Here is an 18,780-nt window from a genome sequence, read left to right on the forward strand (position 1 = left end):
CCATGACGGATCCGATGCGCAGCCCACCGTTCTCGGTGCTGCGCATCGACCATGTGGTGTTGCGCGTGAAGGACATCGAACGCGCGATCGCCTTCTACTGCGACGTGCTGGGCTGTGCGATCGAGAAGCGCCGCGACGACCTGGGGCTCGTGCACTTGCGCGCCGGCACAAGCCTCATCGACCTGATCACGCCCGATGGCCCCTTGGGCAAGCAAGGCGGCGCATTGGCCGGCAAGGAAGGCCGCAACGTCGATCACCTGTGCCTGCGCATCGAGCCCTTCGATGAAGCGGCGATTCGCACCTTGATGGCCCGGCACGGCGTGCCGGTGCACGGCGAGGTGCGGAACAACTTCGGTGCCGAGGGCAACGGGCCTTCGATCTACATCAGCGACCCCGACGGCAACAGCGTCGAGATCAAGGGCGCGGCCGGCTGAGCGCCGGCCCTTCGTCCATCCCTTTTCCGAATCGCAGCGTGGCCCGCGCGGGCCGATTTGTACGCCACTGTGTCCGCACGGCGAAGCGCACACACGCGCATGCAAAACGGCACCTGTCTCGACACATCGCGGATACAGCCGGCCGATGTAATTCATTCATCGCCACCCGGCACACCGACGTAGCGATGAATGTCCCGACAGATCAATTGTTCACTCCTTCACTTCTTTTGAAAGCCACTGCCATGAAGACCACCAAGCTCCTTTTCGCCGCCGCCGTTCTCTCTGTTTTCGCCGTTGGCGCCAGCGCCGAGGAATACCAGGGCGTGCTGCAGTTCCAGTCGACGGCGAGCCGCGCCGCCGTGCACGCCGATGCGATCGCCGCGGCCCACAGCGTCGACCCCTATGCCGAAGGCGCATCGGCCGGTGTGCCCGTTGCCATTGCCAGCGCCACGGACCGCGCCGCGGTGCACACCCAGGCCGTGGCAGCCGCCCGTGCCGGCGACCTGTATGCCGAAGCCGCGTCGGCCGGCACCGCGCCGCGCCTGTCCGGCACGCTGGCGCGCGCTGCTGTTCACGCCGAAGCCGTGGCGGTTGCGCACGGCATCGGCAGCCTCGGGCTGTAAAAGCCCTTGGACGGCGCCGTGCCCGGCGCGCGTCGAACAGGCCTAGCTCGCGCGCCCAAGAATCGCGACGGCGAACACCGCCACGCCGAGCGCGAGGTTCAGGCTCACCAGCTTGCGCACCATGTCGAGCCGCGCGGCCGCCACCGGCCACGCGCTTTCCTCGACGGAACGGCGCAGCGCCCTGAACACCGAGGCGCGGATGTACACATAGATCGCCGCCATCACGATGGCGATGCCCATCATGGCCTCGACGCGCCAGTGCACGCCGCGAAAACCGCCCGTCATCAGGATCATCGCGACCCCGCTCACGAACAGCAGCGTCACGGACGCGTCCACGCCGACGAAGAAGCGCCGCAGCGCCGCGGCCATCGTGCGCAGGCGCAACGGCGGCTCCAGCGTGGCGACGGCGGCGGGGCGCACCGCGAAATGCAGGGTCGCCATGCCGCCGACCCAGAAGGCGGCGCAGAGCAGATGAACGAGGAGCAGGAGGAGATAGGACATGGGGTCCGATCAGAACACCGAACGATGCGGGCGCGCGCAATGTCCCTGTGCTTGCGTTAAAACCGCAACCTTGCGCCACTTCGCCCACTCCAGGAAAGCCGAGGCCCCATGACCCGCACCGTCGCCCAGAAACGCGCCGCCTTCCGCGCGCTCCACGAACAGGGCTGCTTCGTCATCCCCAACCCCTGGGACACGGGCAGCGCGCGCTACCTGCAGGGCCTGGGCTTCAAGGCGCTGGCCACCACGAGCTCCGGCCATGCGTGGTCGCAAGGTCTGCCCGACGGCGCGCAATCGCGCGACGCCGTGCTGGCCCATCTGCGCGAGATGGTGGCGGCCACCGACCTGCCGGTGAACGCGGACTTCGAGAACGGCTTCGGCAAGGACGCCAAGGGCGTCGCCGACAGCGTGCGGCTCGCGGTGGAAACCGGCGTGGCAGGCCTGTCGATCGAGGACTCGACGGGCGATGCGGCGCATCCGCTCTTTGCGATCGAGGTCGCCGTCGAACGGCTGCGCGCCGCGCGCGGCGCCATCGATGCGGCCGGCGGCGACACGCTGCTGGTGGGCCGCGCCGAAAACTTCTTCGTCGGCCGGCCGGACCTGGACGACACCATCGCGCGGCTCAAGGCCTATGCCGAGGCCGGTGCCGATTGTCTTTACGCGCCCGGCATCAAGACGCGCGAACAGATCGCCACGGTGGTCGCGGCCGTGGCGCCCAAGCCCGTCAACCTGCTGGTCGGCGGGCCCAGCGACCTCACGATGAAAGACATTGCCGAACTCGGTGTGCGGCGCGTCAGCGTGGGCGGTGCGCTGGCACGCGCGGCGTGGGGCGGCTTCGATCGCGCCGCGCGTGCGCTCGCCGAACACGGACGCTTCGACGGTTTCGAGGGCGCCGCCTCGGGCGGCGAGCTCAACGGCTTTTTCGCTCGACCGTGAGGCTCGCAGCCTTCTTGCGCGCCGCGGGCCGACGTGGCGGCTTCGTTTCGAGCACGAGCTCGGCCGGCAGCGTGTCGTTCCACGATTCGGTGAAGTAGGCGCGGTCGCTGGGCACCAGCTGCGGCAGCGCTTCGCGCAGCAGATCCAGCGATTGCCCGGCCGCCTGCAGGTCGCCCGCATGCGCCGCATACCAGGCGTGCTCGAAGAGCAGGCTGCAATGCTGCAAGCCCGGGTAGCGCCGCCGCCCCGCCTGGTGATCGGCCAGCCGCGCCTGCGCCACCTCGACCCAGCGCGCCGGCCAGTGCGCGGCATCGAAGGCATCGGCCAACGGACCGGCGAGCGTGGAGATCGCGGCCGGGTCCAGCGGCTCCTGCGCGCGGAACTGCGCGAGCGTGGGTTGCTGCTCGGGCCGGCACGGGCCGCGCGCGATGCGCATCAGGTAGATCGCGTTCCATGCCGACCGGCCCTGGCCGTCGGTGTGGCCGCAGAGCCATTCGCTGAAGGCGATCCATTGCACGGCGCGGCGCAGGGTGTCGGCGTGGCCGTCGTGCGCGAGCGCCGGAAGATCGGAGAGGCCCACGCGATCGAACAGCCACGCGGCCATGCCCATGTTGGCGGCCACGTGCTGCGCCGCGTCGAAGGAATGCGATTCGAAGGCCGCGGCCAGCGCCTCGCCGAAGCGCTGCAGCGACTCTTCGGCGAGCGCGGCGGCGGTGGGCTTGTCGTCGGCCGAGAGGCCGAGCGCGCGCGAGCGGCACACCAGCGCCCAGAGGTTGCACCACTCGAAGCGCACGTCGGGGTGGTGCCGCAGCACCAGTCCGCGCGCCGCGTCTTCGGCCATCCCGCTCAAGAGCGACTGCGCCAGCGGCAGATCGCGCGCGGTGTAGGCGCACCAGGCCGAGACGATGCACTCCATCGCGCCCAGGTAGTCGTTGCCCGCCACGTGGTGGGCCAGGCGCTGCTTCTTGAGCGCCTGCAGCCGCCGGCGCGCCTGCTCGTTGTCGCCCAGGCGGCGCCACAGCATCGCCTCGTTGAGCGTGACCAGCGCGCGCTGGAAGTCGGTGGCGGCCAGCGTGCCGGCCAGGCGGATGGACTCCAGCGCACTCGCCGGTTGGCCGCTCGCACCGTCCCCCGCCACCGATGCCATGAGACGCCCCTGCCGCGCCGCCTGCTGCGAGGCGACCAGCTGTTTCCAGAAGGCGGCGTCCTGCAGGTGCACTGCATCGGGCGGCGGCGAGCCGGGTTTTGCCGCGCGCCGCTTTCGCGAACGCAATCCGAGGAAGGAAGCCACCTCGGCGGCGGTGGCCGCGCGCCCGCCCACCAGCATGCGCACGCGTTTCGCCTCGGCGGCCGGCAGCCAGAAGGGACCCTGGCTGCGCCGCTCTGCATTCAGGAAGCGCGGCTCCCGCTGCGTGTCTTCGCCCCAGCCGACGTCGATGTTCCAGGCCTTGAAGTCGCGGAAGGCGCGGCTCACGACCATGCGCAGCGTGTTCGCATCGGAGACTTCGCCGCGCAGATCGGCCAGCCGCACCAGGCCCTGCTCGACGGCGTGCGCATGCTGCATGCGCACCAGCAGCCAGAGCGACTGAAAGGCCGCGCGCCGGCCGTTGACCGACTGCGGCGAGGTGAGTTCGACAAAGAGCGGGGCGGGTGTCTTGAGTTGGGGCACGCCCCGGATTGAACCTCAGATTCCGGGGCAGGGGCTGAAGGCCGATGCCGTTTCTTTTTTTCTCCTTTCAGTACCTGTTGCGGTCGATCAGCTCGGGCACCTCGCTGCGTCCGATGCCCAGGTCGCGCAGCTCGTGCTCGCTCATGCCGGCCAGATGGCGCGAGTCGGCACGGGTGCGGCGGCGCTGCGCGGCGCGGCGGCGCCAGTCGTGCAGCGCATGCATCAGGCGTTGATGAAAGGTCGAGGGCTTGGGCGCTGTCACGGGGGGCTCCTTGTTGGGAGCGCTCATCTTCTGGCGCTGCGTGCTATTGTGGAAGTTGAGATTCCTGAACCACACAATCAGCATTCCTGATGCGACAGCTCAACCTCGACCAACTGCGAACGCTCGTCGCCATTGCCGACCTGGGCACCTTCTCTGCGGCCGCCAAGGCGCTGCACCTGGCGCAGCCCACGGTGAGCCTGCACATCAGCGAACTCGAATCGCGCCTGGGCGCGCAGCTGGTGGTGCGCGGCAGCCGCAACGTCACGCCCACGGCGGCCGGCGCGGCGCTGGTGGAGCGCGGGCGCAGGCTGCTGCGCGACACCGACGAGGCCATCGATGCCGTCAAGCGCCAGGCCGAAGGCCGCACCGGCCGCGTGCGGCTGGGCACCTCCACCGGCGTGGTGGTCGACCTGCTGCCGCAGGTGCTCGAAGCGCTGGGCTCGGTGCACGCGGGCATCGATGTCGAGGTGAGCATCCTCGGCTCGTCCGAGGCGATGGCGCGGCTGGCCGCCGGCACGCTCGACATCGGACTGGTCGCGATGCCCCAGCCGCCGCTGCGCGACCTGGTCGTCACGCCATGGCGCGACCAGTCGATGATGGCTTTCGTGCCGCAGCGCTGGAAGGCGCCGAAGCGGGTGACGCCCGCGTGGCTCGCGGCGCAGCCGCTGATCTTCAACGACGCCACGACGCACATGTACCGGCTCACGATGGAGTGGTTCGCCGAGGCCGGCTTCGCGCCGCGCGCGCGCATCGAGCTCAACTACGACGCCGCGATCCAGAGCCTGGTCGCCGCGGGCTATGGCGCGGCACTTCTGCCAGCGCAGCAGACCGCCGACGAAAGGCTCAACGAGCGCATGCAGGTGCTGCCGATCACGCCGAAGCTCACCCGCCGCCTGGGCATAGCGCACCGCCTGCCCGGCGTGATCGATGGTGCGACGCAGAGCGTGCTGAAGGTGCTGACGACCTTCCGTCAGCTCTGATTCGTGTCGTTCGGAAGCCCCTCGATCGGGCACTCGGCCGTGCCGATCGTGCGGCGCGTGATCGACTCCGCCCGCTCGCGCGCGCCTTCGGGGTCGTTGATCCACTGCGTGTAGAAGTCGAAGGGGCAGGTCGCCACGCCCTTGTCGCCGTCGCCTGAATTGATGACGCCGGTGTAGCCGCGGTGCATGAGCTTGAAGAGGTGGTTTTGCGACTGGCCGTTCTTGCGCGCGTCGCGGATGAGGCCCATCGACAGTTCGGCGTAGTTGATGCCCATCTCTTCCTCGCCGCATTCGCCCAGCGTGCGGCCGTCGAAGCCGATGAGCGCCGAGTGGCCGAAGTACGAATACACGCCGTCGAAGCCCGCCGCATTCGCCACCGCCACGTAGGTGTTGTTCATGAAGGCCATGGCCTTGGACACCAGGATCTGCTGCTCCTTGGCCGGGTACATGTAGCCCTGGCAGCGGATGATGAGCTCTGCGCCGCGCATCGCGCAGTCGCGCCAGATCTCGGGGTAGTTGCCGTCGTCGCAGACGATCAGGCTGATCTTCATGCCCTTGGGGCCATCGCTCACATAGGTGCGGTCGCCGGGGTACCAGCCTTCGATGGGCACCCACGGCATGATCTTGCGGTACTTCTGGACGATCTCGCCCTGGTTGTTCATGAGGATCAGCGTGTTGTAGGGCGCCTTGTTCGGATGCTCCTCGTGGCGCTCGCCGGTCAGCGAGAACACGCCCCACACGTTGGCGCGGCGGCAGGCGTCGGCAAAGATCGCCGTCTCCTCGCCGGGCACCGTGGCCGCGGTGTCGTACATCTCCTTGGCGTCGTACATGATCCCGTGCGTGGAGTACTCCGGAAAGATCACCAGGTCCATGCCCGGCAGGCCCCGCTTCATGCCGACCAGCATCTCGCCGATCTTGCGGGCGTTGTCCAGCACCTCGGCCTTGGTGTGAAGGCGGGGCATCTTGTAGTTGACGACCGCGACGCCGACGCAATCGCTGCTGCTCGAAATATCACCATGTCTCATGAAGCTGCTCCTGGATAGAGGGGATGAAGAAGGAGCGAACCAACGAGAAGGCCCGAACCGGCGTTGAAACCGATTCGGGCCTTGTTGTCCGGCCTCTCTCTCGTCAGGAGCGGATTCTTCTCGCCTCGCCCGAGGGCGGCCATACGTTGTTCCGCGTATTGGCGAGGTGGGCGCAGCGCCCGTTCAGCGCGGGCGCGCGAAGTCGGCTTCGATCCAGGCGGTGGCGCTGCCAGAGCTGAGCTTGAAGGTCGGCGAGACATTCACGCTCGCCAGCTCGCTGTCGTCCTCGTCGTCGTGCGCGCTCAGCGTGGCCGAGGGGTTGTCCTCGTCGGGCACGATGGCCAGCGAGACGCGGATGCGCCGTCCGTCGCGGGCGGTGACGGTCACGCTCTTGTTGAGCGCGGCGTGCAGCTGCTGCTCGTGGCGGCGGATCACTTCGGCGGCGGTCTTCACCAGCGTGGAGAAGGCGGGGCCGTCCAGCGGCTTGGGATTCTTCTTGTCGCGGCCCATGGTCCAGGGCCCGACCAGCGCGGGCTCGGGATCGCCGTGGCGGGTCATCTCGACGGCCCAGCCGTCGTCTTCCTCGTTCTTGATCACGCGGGCTGTCCAGAGGCCGTCGCGCCAGAGGCGGGGCTCTTGCAGGGGGAGGTTGTCTGTGTCGGTGGCTTCGGTCATTCGTTGGCTTGTGTTCGTGCGCGGGCCATTTTCCCCTGTGCGGGGGCGGCGATGTATTTCTGCAGTCCGTCGACCAGCGCGTCGAAGGCGACGCGGCAGCGCGGGCTGTTGCGCAGGTCTTCGTGCATCGTGACCCAGGTCTCCAGTTTCATCGCGAAGGCGCGCGGCATCAGGCGCACCAGATCGGCGTCGCGCCGGGCGAGCCCGACCTGGCAGATGCCGACGCCCGCGCCGGCGCGGATCAGCGCCAGCTGCGCAAGGTCGCTGTCGGTGCGCAGCGAGAAAGCCTCGCGGCCGTAGCCCGGGAGCGCCTTGCCCGCGTTGCGCACGAAGGCCGAGGGCTGGTCGTAGCCGATGACGGCGTGGGTTGCGAGGTCTTCCATCCTGCGCGGCGTGCCGTGGCGGGCCAGGTAGTCCTTGCGGGCGTGAAAACCCAGCTCGATCGCGCCGACCTGGCGCGCGACCAGCTGCTCCTGCTTGGGCCGCACCATGCGCACGGCGATGTCGGCCTCGCGCCTCAGCAGGTCCTGCACGCGGTTGGTCAGCACCAGTTCGACCTTGAGCGCCGGGTGCGCCTCGCGCAATCGCGCGACGATGGGCGGCAGCACCTCGACGCCGATCACCTCGCTGGCGGAGATGCGCACCACGCCCCGGATTCGTCCTCCCTCGCCTTCGCCCTGGCTGGTGGCGACACGCGCCAGCGACGCGGCGGTGCTTTCCATGGCCTCGGCGTGCGTCTGCAACGCCAGCGCCACTTCGGTGGGCATGAGCCCCACCTGCGAGCGCGTGAAGAGCACCACGCCCAGCGCGGCTTCGAGCGCGGCGACATGGCGGCCCGCCGTGGGTTGAGTGATGCCCAGCCTGCGCGCCGCGCCCGAGAGCGAGCCTTCGCGAAGGACGCTGAGGAACGAGCGGTAGAGCTCCCATCCGATATTTGAAGTCATGCATAAATGTATAGCCGCTGCACCCTGTTCGGTAATTCCAATGGAACAGGCATCGGCCCAGAATCGATCCATCGACAACGCTTCTGGAGCATTTCATGACACGCAACAACACGGTTCTGGTTCTGGGCGCCACGGGTGGCATCGGCGGCGAGATGGCGAGGCAACTCCGCCAGGCGGGGTGGACGGTGCGGGCGCTCAAGCGCGGCATGGCGCAAGCCGCTTTGCAAGAGGACGGCACCACCTGGATGCGCGGCGATGCGATGGACCGGCAGGCCGTCATGCAAGCCGCCAAGGGCTGCTCGGTCATCGTGCATGCAGTCAACCCGCCGGGCTATCGCGGATGGGCGCAGCTGGTGCTGCCGATGCTCGACAACACCATCGCCGCCGCCAAGGCCGAGGGCGCGACCATCGTGCTGCCGGGCACGGTCTACAACTACGGGCCCGATGCGTTCGGCGAGCTGCTCGCCGAAGACGCGCCGCAGCACCCGGTCACCCGCAAGGGCGCCATCCGGGTCGAGCTGGAGCGGCGTCTCGAAGAGGCCAGCCGCCATGGCGCGCGGGTGCTGATCGTGCGTGCCGGCGACTTCTTCGGTCCCAAGGCCGGCAACAACTGGTTCTCGCAAGGGCTGGTGAAGGCGGGGCTGCCGGTCAAGGCCGTGAGCTACCCGGGTCGCGTCGACACGGCGCACCAATGGTCGTACCTGCCGGACGTGGCCCGCACCATGATCGCGCTGCTGGCGCGCCGCGACAGGCTCGAACCCTTTGCGTGCTTTCACATGGCCGGCCACCGCGATGCAGACGCCACGCAGATGAGCGGCGCGATCCGCAAGGTGGTGGCGCGGCGCACGGGCACCGAGCCGCGCGTGTCGGCCTTTGCGTGGTGGCTGCTGACGCTGGCCTCGCCCTTCGTCACCACGCTGCGCGAAATGCGCGAGATGCGCTACCTGTGGCAGACGCCGGTGCTGATGGACAACGCGAAGCTGGTGGCCTTTCTCGGACACGAGCCGTACACGCCGCTCGACGAGGCGGTCGAGGCTTCGCTGGAAGGCATGGGTTGCCTGGGCACGGCGCCGGCGGCCGTGGCCGCCTGATCGATCAGAAAACCGAGAGCCCCGTGCGATTCACGAACAGCTCCAGCGCCTTCATGCCCAGCAGCGAGTTGCCGGTGGCGTCCAGCGCCGGCGACCAGACGCAGAGCGTGAGCTTGTCGGGCACCACCGCCACGATGCCGCCGCCCACGCCGCTCTTGCAGGGCAGGCCGATGGAGAACGCCACGTCGCCGGCGGCGTCGTAGGTGCCGCAGGTGAGCATCAGGGCGTTGATGCGCCGCGTCTGGCGCTCGCCGGTGATCTTGGGCTGGCCATCCATCGGATGGGCGCCGTCGCGGCACAGGAAGGCGGCCGCGCGTGCGAGCTGGCGGCAGCTCATTCGCAACGCGCACTGATGAAAGTAGGTGTCGAGCACCGCGCCGACGTCGTTGTCGAGCTTGCCGAAGCTCTTCATGAAATTTGCCAGCGCGATGTTGCGAAAGCCGGTGTCGGCTTCGGATTGCGCCACCTCGCTGTCGAAGCCGACCGGCTCGCCGCACAGGTGGGTCATCAGCGCGAGGATGTCGGCCTTTGCGCTGCCTCCGTTGGCGGCGGCCTGGCTCACGAGCCGGTCGGCCACGGCGATGGCGCCTGCATTGATGAACGGGTTGCGCGGCTTGCCCTGTTCGTTCTCCAGTTGCACCAGCGAGTTGAACGGGTTGCCCGAAGGCTCGCGCCCGATGCGTTCCCACAGCGCATCGCCCATGCGCTGCATCGCGAGCGTGAGCGTGAAGAGCTTGGAGACGCTCTGGATCGAGAACGGCACGTCGCCGTCGCCCGCCGAGGCCTCCGCGCCGTCGCAGGTGCGCAGCGCGATGCCGAACTGCCGCGCATCGACGCGCGCCAATGCGGGGATGTAGCTGGCTACCTTGCCGCCCTGGCCGAGTTGCGGACGCAGCGTGGCGACGATCTCGTCGAGCACGGGCTGGAAGTTCATGGCTGTACGCCTGCCGCGTGTTGGACCGCAGGGCGCCGGTTGACCAGGACGATGCCCAGCGCAACGCCCGCGAGCGCCACCATCAGTTGCAGCGTCAGCGGCTCCTTCAGCAGCACCACGCCGAACACCAGCGCGAAGAGCGGCGTGAGAAAGGTGAAGGACGACATCTGCGTGGCCGGGTAGTGCCGCAGCAGCCACATCCAGGTGAGGTAGCTGGCGAACGCGCCGATCACCGTCTGCAGCGCGATCGAGGTCCAGGCCCATGTCGAGTATGAGAAGCCCCAGCGCTCGCCGAGCGCGAGCGACAGCAGCGGGCACACCGCGGCGGTCACCGCCACTTGATAGAACAGGGTCTTCTCGGCACTGGCCGTGGCGAGCTTGGTGGTGCGCAGCGTCAGCGTGGTCAGGCCCCAGAGCATGCCGGCCGCCAGCGCCATCGCGTCCCCGATGAGTTGCGACGAACTCATGTGGCCGAAGCCCTCGCTGAACGCCAGCACCACGCCCGCGAAAGCAATGAAGAGCCCCAGCCACTGAAAGCCGCGCAGCCGCTCGGCAGGCACCCAGCGCGGCAGCAGCAGCGAGACCCAGAACGGCGCCGTGTACAGGAACACCGTGAGCCGCGAGGCGCTGGTGTGCTGCAGGCCGAGGTAGATGCCGGCGAACTCGCCCGCGAAGAGCGCCCCGGCGAGCAGGCCGTGCCACAGCGTGCCGTCGCGCTCGAACAGCCGCACGCCGCGCGAGGCGCACCACAGCCACAGCAGCACGGTCGCGCCGACCATGCGGATCGAGGCCTGCCACATCGGCGGCACTTCGGTCACGGTGGTCTTGATCAGGATCTGCTGCAGGCCCCAGAACGCGCAGCACGCGATGAGAAGGCCGATGGCGAGGGAGTCGAGGTGGGTCTTGCGCTGGATCATTCGTTCCGCTGTTCTTGTTTGTCCATCGGCCGGCTGCCGGATGCGGCAGCGCGCCTCACAAGGGATGTTCGGTGTAGAACCGCCCGCCGTGAAACAGCAGCGGCGAGGCGCCCGCGTTGTGGGTGCAGCGCTCCACCTCGCCGACAAAGATCACATGGTCGCCTTCGTCGTAGCGGCTGCGGTTGAAGCATTCGAAGCTCGCCGCGGCGCCCACCAGAACCGGTGCGCCGCCCAGGCCTTCGGTGAATTCCACATCGGCCCAGCGGTCGATGTTCTTGGTGGCGAAGCGCTCGGCCAGCGGCTTCTGGCTCGCGGCCAGGATGTTGACGGCGTAGTGCGAGCCGGCGCTGAGCGCGGGCATCGAGCCCGCGGCACGGGCCAGGCTCCACAGCACCAGCGGCGGCGCCAGCGACACCGAATTGAAGGAGTTGGCCGTGAGTCCGACCAGCGTGCCGTCGGCCGCGCGCGCGGTGACGATGGTCACGCCCGTGGCGAACATGCCGAGCGCATCGCGAAACTCGTCGGGCGAAAAGGTGGGCGGCTTGGCCCGGCGGGGAGTGGTCACAAGAGAGGCTGTGCGGTGGTCGGCAGGAAGGCCATTTTGGCTCAGTGCCTGGCTTGCTGCATCAACTCGGTCGCAAGGCGGGTATAGACGGTGGCAGCCGCCGAGGGCGTTCGGCCCGCGAGCGTGACCAGGCTGTAGTGCGTCCGCATGCGGGCGAAGCCGGTGATCGGCAGGGGCACGAGGGCGTCGGTATCGGTGTGCAGCGCGGGCGCATGCGGCGCCAGGATGACCGCGTTGGCAGTGAGGGCGAGGTGGCGCAGCGTGCCCGCATCGTCGCAGGTGATGTTGAACACGCCGCGGTCGGCGCGGTGGGTCTGGCGGTCGAAATACGCCGCCACTTCGGCGGGGAGGTTGGGGCCGGCCACGGGGTAGTCCATGGCCTTTTCCAGCGTCACCTGCTTCAGCCGGCGCAGCGGGTGCTTCGGCTGCACGAAGAACGACACCGGCAGGTCGGGCAGGCGCACGAGCTTGAGCCCGGGTTGCTTCTTCAGGTCGCGGGTGTCGGCGATGAACAGGTCGAGTTGCCGCCGGTGCAGGCGCTCGCTGAGCGTGGCGGTGTCGGCCACTTCCATGCGCATGAGCAACTGCGGGTGGCGCTGCGTCATCAGCGACAGCGCCATGCGCCCGAGCGTGCTGGCGGCGAAAGGACCCAGCCCCACGGCCAGGCTGCCGATGGCCAGGCCCTCGAGCTGCAGCACGTCGCGCTGGATCTGCTGCGCATCGGCAATAAGCTCGCGGGCTCGCGCGAGCACCAGTTCGCCCGCCTGCGTGAAGCGCACGGTGCCGTAGGCGCGGTCGACCAGGCGCGCCTGCAGGTTGTCTTCGAGGGTGTCGATGCTGCGCGAGAGCGCGGGCTGCGACAGGTGCACCGCCTGCGCAGCACGGCCGAAGCTGCCGTGCTCGGCAAGTGCGACGAGATGCTGGAGCTGGCGCAGCTGCATTTTGCGTTTTCCGTAAAAAGGATCTGCACATTTTGCATTTGCCAATGCTTCGGGCGGTTCGGAGAATCGGGCGCTGTTCCTGCTCCACCGAAGACAAAGAGACACCGATGACCCCTTCTTCTTCCGTCTGCACTGCGCTCATGGCGCTGGCGTGCGCGCTAGGCGGCGCCCCGGCCCTCGCGCAGATCGCGCCCAAGCCGCCCGAGGCCGCCACGCTGAAAGCCAACGCCGACATGGCCAGGACGCTGCCTTTCGCCAACCGGCAGGACTTCGAGGACGCGATGCGCGGCTTCATTGGCACCGTGCCCGATGCGCTGGTGCCCGGCGCCGGCCCGCGCCCGGCGTGGAACATGAAGCCCTACGACTTCCTGAAGGCGAGCGAGCCCGCCGACACCGTCAACCCGAGCCTGTGGCGGCAGGCGCAGCTCAACGCGATCCACGGCCTTTTCAAGGTGACCGATCGCGTCTACCAGGTGCGCGGCTTCGACATCGCGAACATGACCATTGTCGAAGGCGACAACTCGCTGATCGTCATCGATCCGCTGCTCGTCGCCGAGACGGCGCGCGCCGCGCTCGAGCTCTACTACCAGCACCGCCCGAAGAAGCCGGTGGGCACCGTGATCTACACGCACGGCCACGTCGACCATTTCGGCGGCGTGAAGGGCGTGGCGAGCGAAGCCGACGTGGCCGCGGGCAAGGTGCAGGTGATCGCACCTTCGGGCTTCATGGAAACCGCGGTGGCCGAGAACATCCTCGCGGGCAACGCGATGAGCCGGCGCTCGCAATACCAGTTCGGCTCGTTGCTGCCGCCGGGCGTGCGCGGGCAGGTGGACACGGGCCTGGGCAAGGCGCTCGCGCGCGGCACCATCACGCTGATCGCGCCGACCTCGACCATCGACAGGCCGACGGAGGAGCGCACCATCGACGGCGTGCAGTTCGTGTTTCAGCTGGTGCCGGGCTCCGAGGCGCCGTCGGAAATGCTCATGTACCTGCCGCAGTTCCGCGTGCTCAACATGGCCGAGGACGTGACGCACACCATGCACAACCTCTACACCATCCGCGGCGCCGAGGTGCGCGACGGCAACCTGTGGTCCAGGTACATCGACCAGGCGCGCGTGGCCTTCGGCGACAGGACCGACGTGCTGATCGCCCAGCACCACTGGCCGACCACCGGACGCGAGCGCATCGCCGACCTGCTGAAGAAGCAGCGCGACATGTACAAGTTCATCAACGACCAGTCGCTGCGCCTGCTGAACCGGGGCTACACCGCGGCCGACATCGCCGAGACGCTGCGCATGCCCGCGAGCCTGGAACAGGAATGGTCCGCGCGCGGCTACTACGGCACGCTGCGGCACAACGCCAAGGCGGTCTATCAGAAGTACCTGGGCTGGTACGACGCCAATCCGGCCAACCTGAACCCGCTGCCGCCGGTGGATTCCGCAAAGAAGGCCGTGGAATACATGGGCGGTGCGGATGCGGTGCTCGCGCGTGCGCGGGACGACTTCAAGAAGGGCGAGTACCGCTGGGTCGCAAGCGCGATGAGCCAGGTGGTCTTCGCCGACCCTACGAACCGCGCGGCCCGCGAACTCGGCGCCGATGCGCTCGAGCAGCTCGGCTACCAGTCGGAGGCCGGCACCTGGCGCAGCGCCTACCTGGTGGGCGCGATGGAGCTGCGCAATGGCGTGCCGAAGATCCCGGGCGGCAGCAGCGCGAACGCCGACACGCTCAAGGCGGTGAGCAACGATCTCTTCTTCGACTTCCTGGGCGTGCGGCTCGATGCGGCCAAGGCCGAGGGCCAGACGATGGCCATCAACTGGAACTTCACCGATTCGAACCAGCAGTTCGTGCTGACGCTGGAGAACTCGGCGCTCACGCACATCGCCGGCCAGCAGCCGGGTGCCGACGCGACGGTGACGCTGAGCCGCGCCACGCTCGATGCGGTCACGCTGAAGGAAACGAGCTTTCCCGCGGCGGTGCTGGCGGGCAAGGTGAAGATCGAGGGCAACCGCGCCAAGCTCGGCGAACTGATGTCGATGCTCGACACCTTCGAGCCGATGTTCCCCGTGGTCGAGCCGCGCAAATGAGCCCTGGCTACCCGAAGAACCAGTAGCACACCGCGATCGCCGCCACCACGCCGGCCAGCTCGGCCAGCAGCGCGCAAGTGACGGCATGCCGCGCACGCTGGATGCCGACCGCGCCGAAGTACACGGCCAGCACATAGAACGTGGTTTCGGTGCTGCCCTGGATGGTGGCGGCCACCAGCGCGGGGAAGCTGTCCACGCCCTGGGTCTTCATGGTCTCGATCAGCATCGCGCGCGCCGCGCTGCCCGAGAAGGGCTTGACCAGCGCGGTGGGCATGGCGTCGACGAAGCGCGAATCCCAGCCGCCCGTGGCCACCAGCCAGCTCAGGCCGCTGAGGATGAAGTCGAGCGCGCCCGAGGCCCGCAGCACGCCGACCGCGCACAGCATGGCCACCAGGTAGGGCAAGAGGTTCTTCGCGATGTCGAAGCCTTCCTTCGCGCCCTCGATGAAGCATTCGTAGACCTTCACCCGCCGTATCGCGCCGGCCGCGAGAAAGACAAGGATCACACCGAAGAGCGCCAGGTTGCCCATCAGCGACGAGAGCGAGGCGATCGCCGCCGCCGACAGCGTGCCCAGCAGCGCCATGAAGCCGCCCAGCAGCAGCGCGCCCGGGATCAGGTAGGCCAGCACCACAGGGTCCCACAGCCGCAGGCGCTGCGCGATGGCCACCGTGAGCAGCCCGACCAGCGTCGATGCGCTGGTGGCAAGGAGGATCGGCAGGAACACCATCGTCGGGTCGGCCGCGCCCTGTTGCGCGCGGTACATGAAGATGGTGACCGGCAGCAGCGTCAGCGACGAAGCATTGAGCACGAGAAAAAGAATCTGCGCGTTGGTGGCGGTGCCGGGGTCGGGGTTCAGCCGCTGAAGCTCGCGCATGGCCTTCAGGCCGATGGGCGTGGCGGCGTTGTCCAGGCCCAGGGCGTTGGCCGCGAAATTCATCGTGATCAGCCCGAGTGCGGGGTGGCCTTCAGGAACGCCGGGCATGAGCCGCCGGAACAGCGGCCCGAGCAGCCTGGCAAGCCAGCCCACGAGCCCCGCCGCTTCGGCGATGCGCAAGAACCCCAGCCACAGCGTGAGCGTGCCGAAGAGCAGCACCATCACCTCGACCGCGAGCCGCGCCATCGCGAACAGGCTCTCGACGATGGCCGCGAACACCGCCGGGTCGCCGCCGACGAGCCACCGCGCGAACGCCGCGAGCGCCGCCATCCCGAAGAAACCCAGCCACAAGCCGTTGAGCACGCTTTTTTCCTTTTTTGCCGGCGCGATCATAGGCTGCGCGCCCGCGTGCGCCGCGCTACAGTCCGGGCCATGCGCGCCTCCATCGTCCGCAGATTCGCCGCCCTCATGGGGGTGCTCGCGGCCGCATGGCTGACCGGTTGCGCCAGCCTGCCGCCGCCGCAGCCGCATGCGCCGGTCACGGCTTTTACCGACGTGGCGCACACCGAACTCGCGCAGCTGGCGGCCAAGGATGTACCGGGCAACTCCGCCGCGCTCTCGGGTTTCCGGCTGCTGCCCGAGGCGGCCTTCGCATTCGATGCGCGCATCTCGCTCGCGCGCCACGCCGAGAAATCGCTCGACGTGCAGTACTACCTGATCCAGAAGGACGACGTGGGCCTGCTGTTCCTGAAGGAACTGCGCGAGGCCGCGGCGCGCGGTGTGCGGGTGCGCCTCCTGGTGGACGACCTGTACACGGCCGGCGAGGACGAGGTGTTCAGCACCTTCTCGGCGTTTCCCAACGTGGAGGTGCGGCTCTTCAATCCGCTGCCCTCGCGGGCCGACTCGCTGACCACGCGGCTGCTGCTTTCCCTTACCGATTTCGGCCGCATCAACCACCGCATGCACAACAAGATGCTGATCGCGGACAACAGCTTCGCGGTCTCGGGCGGGCGCAACATCGGCAACGAGTACTTCATGCGCAGCACGGCCGCGAACTTCATCGACCTGGACGTGATTTCCAGCGGCCCGGTGGTGCGGCAGATGTCCGCAGGCTTCGACCGCTACTGGAACAGCTCGCACGCCTGGCCCATCGAGCGCCTCGCGCCGCTGCGCACCACGCCCGAGGCCGGGCAGCGTCGCTTCGACGAGATCGTGCGCACCGCTGTGCCCGACGTGCCGATCCGCCCGCGCGATGTGCTGAACAAGTCGCCCGTCGGCGAACAGCTCATCACCGGCAAGCTCGACCGCTACTGGTCCACAAGCACGCTGTTCGTGGACGATCCCGAGAAGATCACGCGCACGGCCGAGGAGGCCATGGTCGGCAGCGTGACCGAGGGCGCGCTGAACGTCATCAACGCGGCCAGGCACGAGGTCAAGATCGGCTCGCCGTACTTCATTCCGGGCGCGCGCGGCATGGCGATGATGAAAAAGGCCATCGAGCGCGGCGGCCGCATCACCGTGGTCACCAACTCGCTGGGCGCGACCGACGAGCCGTTGGCCTATGCGGGCTATGAGCGCTACCGCGCCGACATGCTGAAGATCGGCGTGACCATCTACGAGATCGCGCCCACGCTCACCGGGCGCTCGGGCCAGTTCGGCGACTTCGGCAAGTCGATCAGCCGGCTGCACGCCAAGCTCGCGATCGTCGACAACGAGCGCTTTTTCGTCGGCTCGATGAACCTCGACCACCGCTCGGCCGCGGTCAATACCGAAGTCGGCCTCGTGATCGACAGCCCCGAACTCGTGGGCGACTACAACAGGCTCATGAGCGGCGAGCGCATCAACCTCGGCTACCGGCTGCGCCTGGGGCCCGACGGCCGGCGCGTGCAGTGGCTCGAGTACGACGACGCCGGCGGCGACATCGTCCACGAGGACGAGCCCGGCGAATTCCTCTGGCTGCGCTTCAAGAACTGGCTGCTGCTGCCCATCGTGGGCGAAGAACTGCTGTAGCCGTGCCGGCCGGCGGGGCCGACTGTCATCTCCGGATGGGTGACGTACGTTACATTTCTGTTTGAAATGTGTATTTCTGTTACCGAATTCTGGAGACCCCTGACCATGACCGTTCCCGAGCAGCGCGTGCCTTTTGCGCAGCCCACCCCCAGCCGTCGCCGTGTGCTGACCGGCCTGGCCGCCACCGCCGCCGCGGGCCTGGGCATGCCGGCCTTCGCGCAGGGCAAGCCGATCCGCATCGGGACCACCTTCGACAACAGCAGCGTCGAAAAGGCCAACGGCCAGGGGCTGTTCCAGGGTTCGAGCGCTTTTTTCAATGCGCTGAACAAGTCGGGCGGCCTCAACGGCACCAAGGTCGAGCTGGTCATGGCCGACGACACCTTCAAGCCCGATGTGGCCAAGGCCAACGCGCTGGCCTTCGAGAAGGACAGCTCGGTGCTCGCGCTGCTGCACCCGCTGGGCACCCGCCAGACCTCCGAAGTGATGGACGCCGTGCCCGGCATGGCCGTGGTGGGTCCGGTGACCGGCACCGTCTCGCTGCGCAAGAAGACCTCGCCCAACACCTTCTGGGTGCGCGTGAACTACGACCAGGAAGTCGAAAAGCTGGTGACCACGGCGGCCGTGCTGGGCCAGAGCCGCATCGGCCTCGTGCATTCGAACGATCCGCTGGGCCAGTCGGTGCTGGCCGCGTTCAAGGCGGCGCTGGCCAAGGCCAAGCTGGAGCCGGCGGTCATCGCGACCACGCCCAACACCACCAGCATGGAAGTCGGCCCCGCGGCCGAAGCCATTGCCAAGGCCAAGCCGCAGGTCGTGATCATCGGTCTGGCCGGCACGGCGCCGGTCTTCATGAAGGCGCTGCGCGACGCCGGAGGCACCAGCTCGGCCTACGGCCTGTCGATCACCGCGAGCGCGCTGGCCGCCATGGGCGACCTGGCGCGCGGCCTGGGCTTCGTGATCGTGGTGCCGTCGCCGTACTCGACCAAGTTCGAGATCGTGCGCCGCTACCAGGCCGACATGGTGGCCAACGGCACCAAGGATTTCTCGCTCACCAGCCTGGAGGGCTACATCAACGCCGCCGTGCTCGCCGAAGGCCTGCGCCGCGCCGGTGCCGCACCCACGCGCGCGGCGGTGATGGCGGGCCTGGCCAGCATCGAGAACTTCGACCTGGGCGGCCTCAAGATCAGCTACGGCCGCACGAACCGTGAAGGCGGGCACTTCGTGGACGTGGCCGTGATCGGCAGCCGCGGGCAGATGCTGAGCTGAGCTGCGCGGTAGCGTCCACCGGTACTTCGGTGGATGCCGGGGTCGCTTCCGGAAG

Annotated in this window: 19 protein-coding genes; 8 read left to right on the plus strand and 11 right to left on the minus strand. The window is 68.4% G+C overall.

Annotation, left to right across the window (positions count from 1 at the left end):
- Positions 1–2 precede the first annotated feature (2 nt).
- A complete protein-coding gene (locus ABIC90_RS05710) occupies positions 3–434 on the plus strand; it encodes a VOC family protein (protein ID WP_354353091.1) in 432 nt (143 codons plus the stop codon).
- Positions 435–676: 242 nt separating this feature from the next.
- Positions 677–1,057, plus strand: coding sequence for a helicase SNF2 (locus ABIC90_RS05715; RefSeq protein WP_354353092.1), 381 nt, complete (start codon positions 677–679; stop codon positions 1,055–1,057).
- A 42-nt stretch (positions 1,058–1,099) separates the two neighbouring features.
- Here ABIC90_RS05715 and ABIC90_RS05720 read toward each other — a convergent pair whose 3' ends face one another.
- Entirely contained in the window at positions 1,100–1,558 is a 459-nt protein-coding gene (locus tag ABIC90_RS05720) for a CopD family protein (RefSeq protein ID WP_354353093.1), read from the minus strand.
- A 108-nt stretch (positions 1,559–1,666) separates the two neighbouring features.
- On the opposite strand from ABIC90_RS05720, the gene ABIC90_RS05725 reads away from it, so the two are divergent.
- Positions 1,667–2,491 carry an isocitrate lyase/PEP mutase family protein gene (locus ABIC90_RS05725; protein ID WP_354353095.1) on the plus strand — a complete coding sequence of 275 codons (825 nt, stop codon included), beginning with the start codon at positions 1,667–1,669 and terminating at the stop codon, positions 2,489–2,491.
- On the opposite strand, the gene ABIC90_RS05730 is transcribed toward ABIC90_RS05725, so the two are convergent.
- Both ABIC90_RS05730 and ABIC90_RS05735 read right to left on the minus strand, forming a co-directional pair.
- Entirely contained in the window at positions 2,466–4,160 is a 1,695-nt protein-coding gene (locus tag ABIC90_RS05730; protein WP_354353096.1) for a hypothetical protein, read from the minus strand. The two genes, ABIC90_RS05725 and ABIC90_RS05730, sit on opposite strands and share 26 nt — an antisense overlap.
- A gap of 67 nt (positions 4,161–4,227) precedes the next feature.
- Complete coding sequence (locus ABIC90_RS05735) at positions 4,228–4,422, minus strand: DUF1127 domain-containing protein (protein ID WP_354353097.1); 195 nt, start codon at positions 4,420–4,422, stop codon at positions 4,228–4,230.
- Between the two features lie 89 nt (positions 4,423–4,511).
- Here ABIC90_RS05735 and ABIC90_RS05740 point away from each other — a divergent pair, with 89 nt between their 5' ends.
- Complete coding sequence (locus tag ABIC90_RS05740) at positions 4,512–5,402, plus strand: LysR family transcriptional regulator (RefSeq protein ID WP_354353098.1); 891 nt, start codon at positions 4,512–4,514, stop codon at positions 5,400–5,402.
- Here ABIC90_RS05740 and ABIC90_RS05745 read toward each other — a convergent pair.
- From ABIC90_RS05745 to ABIC90_RS05755, 3 genes are all read right to left on the minus strand, one after another.
- On the minus strand, positions 5,393–6,427 hold the full coding sequence (locus ABIC90_RS05745) for an aliphatic amidase (protein ID WP_354353099.1): 1,035 nt from the start codon (positions 6,425–6,427) through the stop codon (positions 5,393–5,395). The two genes, ABIC90_RS05740 and ABIC90_RS05745, sit on opposite strands and share 10 nt — an antisense overlap.
- A gap of 183 nt (positions 6,428–6,610) precedes the next feature.
- The gene (locus ABIC90_RS05750) at positions 6,611–7,102 is read right to left on the minus strand and encodes a hypothetical protein (protein ID WP_354353100.1); all 492 of its coding nucleotides are present in this window, start codon (positions 7,100–7,102) and stop codon (positions 6,611–6,613) included.
- A complete protein-coding gene (locus ABIC90_RS05755; protein WP_354353101.1) occupies positions 7,099–8,046 on the minus strand; it encodes a LysR family transcriptional regulator in 948 nt (315 codons plus the stop codon). The genes ABIC90_RS05750 and ABIC90_RS05755 overlap by 4 nt, the downstream gene beginning before the upstream one ends.
- Positions 8,047–8,141: 95 nt before the next feature.
- On the opposite strand from ABIC90_RS05755, the gene ABIC90_RS05760 reads away from it, so the two are divergent.
- Positions 8,142–9,137: an NAD-dependent epimerase/dehydratase family protein gene (locus tag ABIC90_RS05760; RefSeq protein WP_354353102.1), complete on the plus strand. Its 996-nt coding sequence runs from the start codon at positions 8,142–8,144 to the stop codon at positions 9,135–9,137.
- A gap of 4 nt (positions 9,138–9,141) precedes the next feature.
- Here the strand turns inward: ABIC90_RS05760 and ABIC90_RS05765 are convergent, their stop codons facing one another.
- From ABIC90_RS05765 to ABIC90_RS05780, 4 genes are read right to left on the minus strand one after another with little or no spacing between them, the layout of a single operon-like run.
- Positions 9,142–10,071 carry a glutaminase gene (locus ABIC90_RS05765; protein WP_354353103.1) on the minus strand — a complete coding sequence of 310 codons (930 nt, stop codon included), beginning with the start codon at positions 10,069–10,071 and terminating at the stop codon, positions 9,142–9,144.
- Positions 10,068–10,988 carry a DMT family transporter gene (locus ABIC90_RS05770; protein WP_354353104.1) on the minus strand — a complete coding sequence of 307 codons (921 nt, stop codon included), beginning with the start codon at positions 10,986–10,988 and terminating at the stop codon, positions 10,068–10,070. Before ABIC90_RS05770 ends, ABIC90_RS05765 begins: the two co-directional genes overlap by 4 nt.
- Before the next feature lie 55 nt (positions 10,989–11,043).
- Positions 11,044–11,553 (minus strand): flavin reductase family protein, encoded by a 510-nt coding sequence (locus tag ABIC90_RS05775; protein WP_354353105.1) that lies wholly within the window; start codon positions 11,551–11,553, stop codon positions 11,044–11,046.
- 41 nt (positions 11,554–11,594) lie between these two features.
- Complete coding sequence (locus ABIC90_RS05780) at positions 11,595–12,494, minus strand: LysR family transcriptional regulator (protein WP_354353106.1); 900 nt, start codon at positions 12,492–12,494, stop codon at positions 11,595–11,597.
- A 107-nt stretch (positions 12,495–12,601) separates the two neighbouring features.
- On the opposite strand from ABIC90_RS05780, the gene ABIC90_RS05785 reads away from it, so the two are divergent.
- Entirely contained in the window at positions 12,602–14,578 is a 1,977-nt protein-coding gene (locus ABIC90_RS05785; RefSeq protein ID WP_354353107.1) for an alkyl/aryl-sulfatase, read from the plus strand.
- A 7-nt stretch (positions 14,579–14,585) separates the two neighbouring features.
- Here ABIC90_RS05785 and ABIC90_RS05790 read toward each other — a convergent pair whose 3' ends face one another.
- Complete coding sequence (locus ABIC90_RS05790) at positions 14,586–15,815, minus strand: nucleoside recognition domain-containing protein (RefSeq protein WP_354353108.1); 1,230 nt, start codon at positions 15,813–15,815, stop codon at positions 14,586–14,588.
- Positions 15,816–15,884: 69 nt separating this feature from the next.
- Here ABIC90_RS05790 and ABIC90_RS05795 point away from each other — a divergent pair, with 69 nt between their 5' ends.
- Together ABIC90_RS05795 and ABIC90_RS05800 are read left to right on the plus strand one after the other, a co-directional pair.
- On the plus strand, positions 15,885–17,462 hold the full coding sequence (locus ABIC90_RS05795; protein ID WP_354353109.1) for a phospholipase D-like domain-containing protein: 1,578 nt from the start codon (positions 15,885–15,887) through the stop codon (positions 17,460–17,462).
- Positions 17,463–17,567: 105 nt separating this feature from the next.
- Positions 17,568–18,725: an ABC transporter substrate-binding protein gene (locus ABIC90_RS05800; RefSeq protein ID WP_354353110.1), complete on the plus strand. Its 1,158-nt coding sequence runs from the start codon at positions 17,568–17,570 to the stop codon at positions 18,723–18,725.
- The last annotated feature ends 55 nt before the right edge of the window (positions 18,726–18,780 follow it).

It is taken from the genome of Variovorax boronicumulans (genome assembly GCF_040544675.1).
GTDB lineage: Bacteria > Pseudomonadota > Gammaproteobacteria > Burkholderiales > Burkholderiaceae_C > Variovorax > Variovorax boronicumulans_D.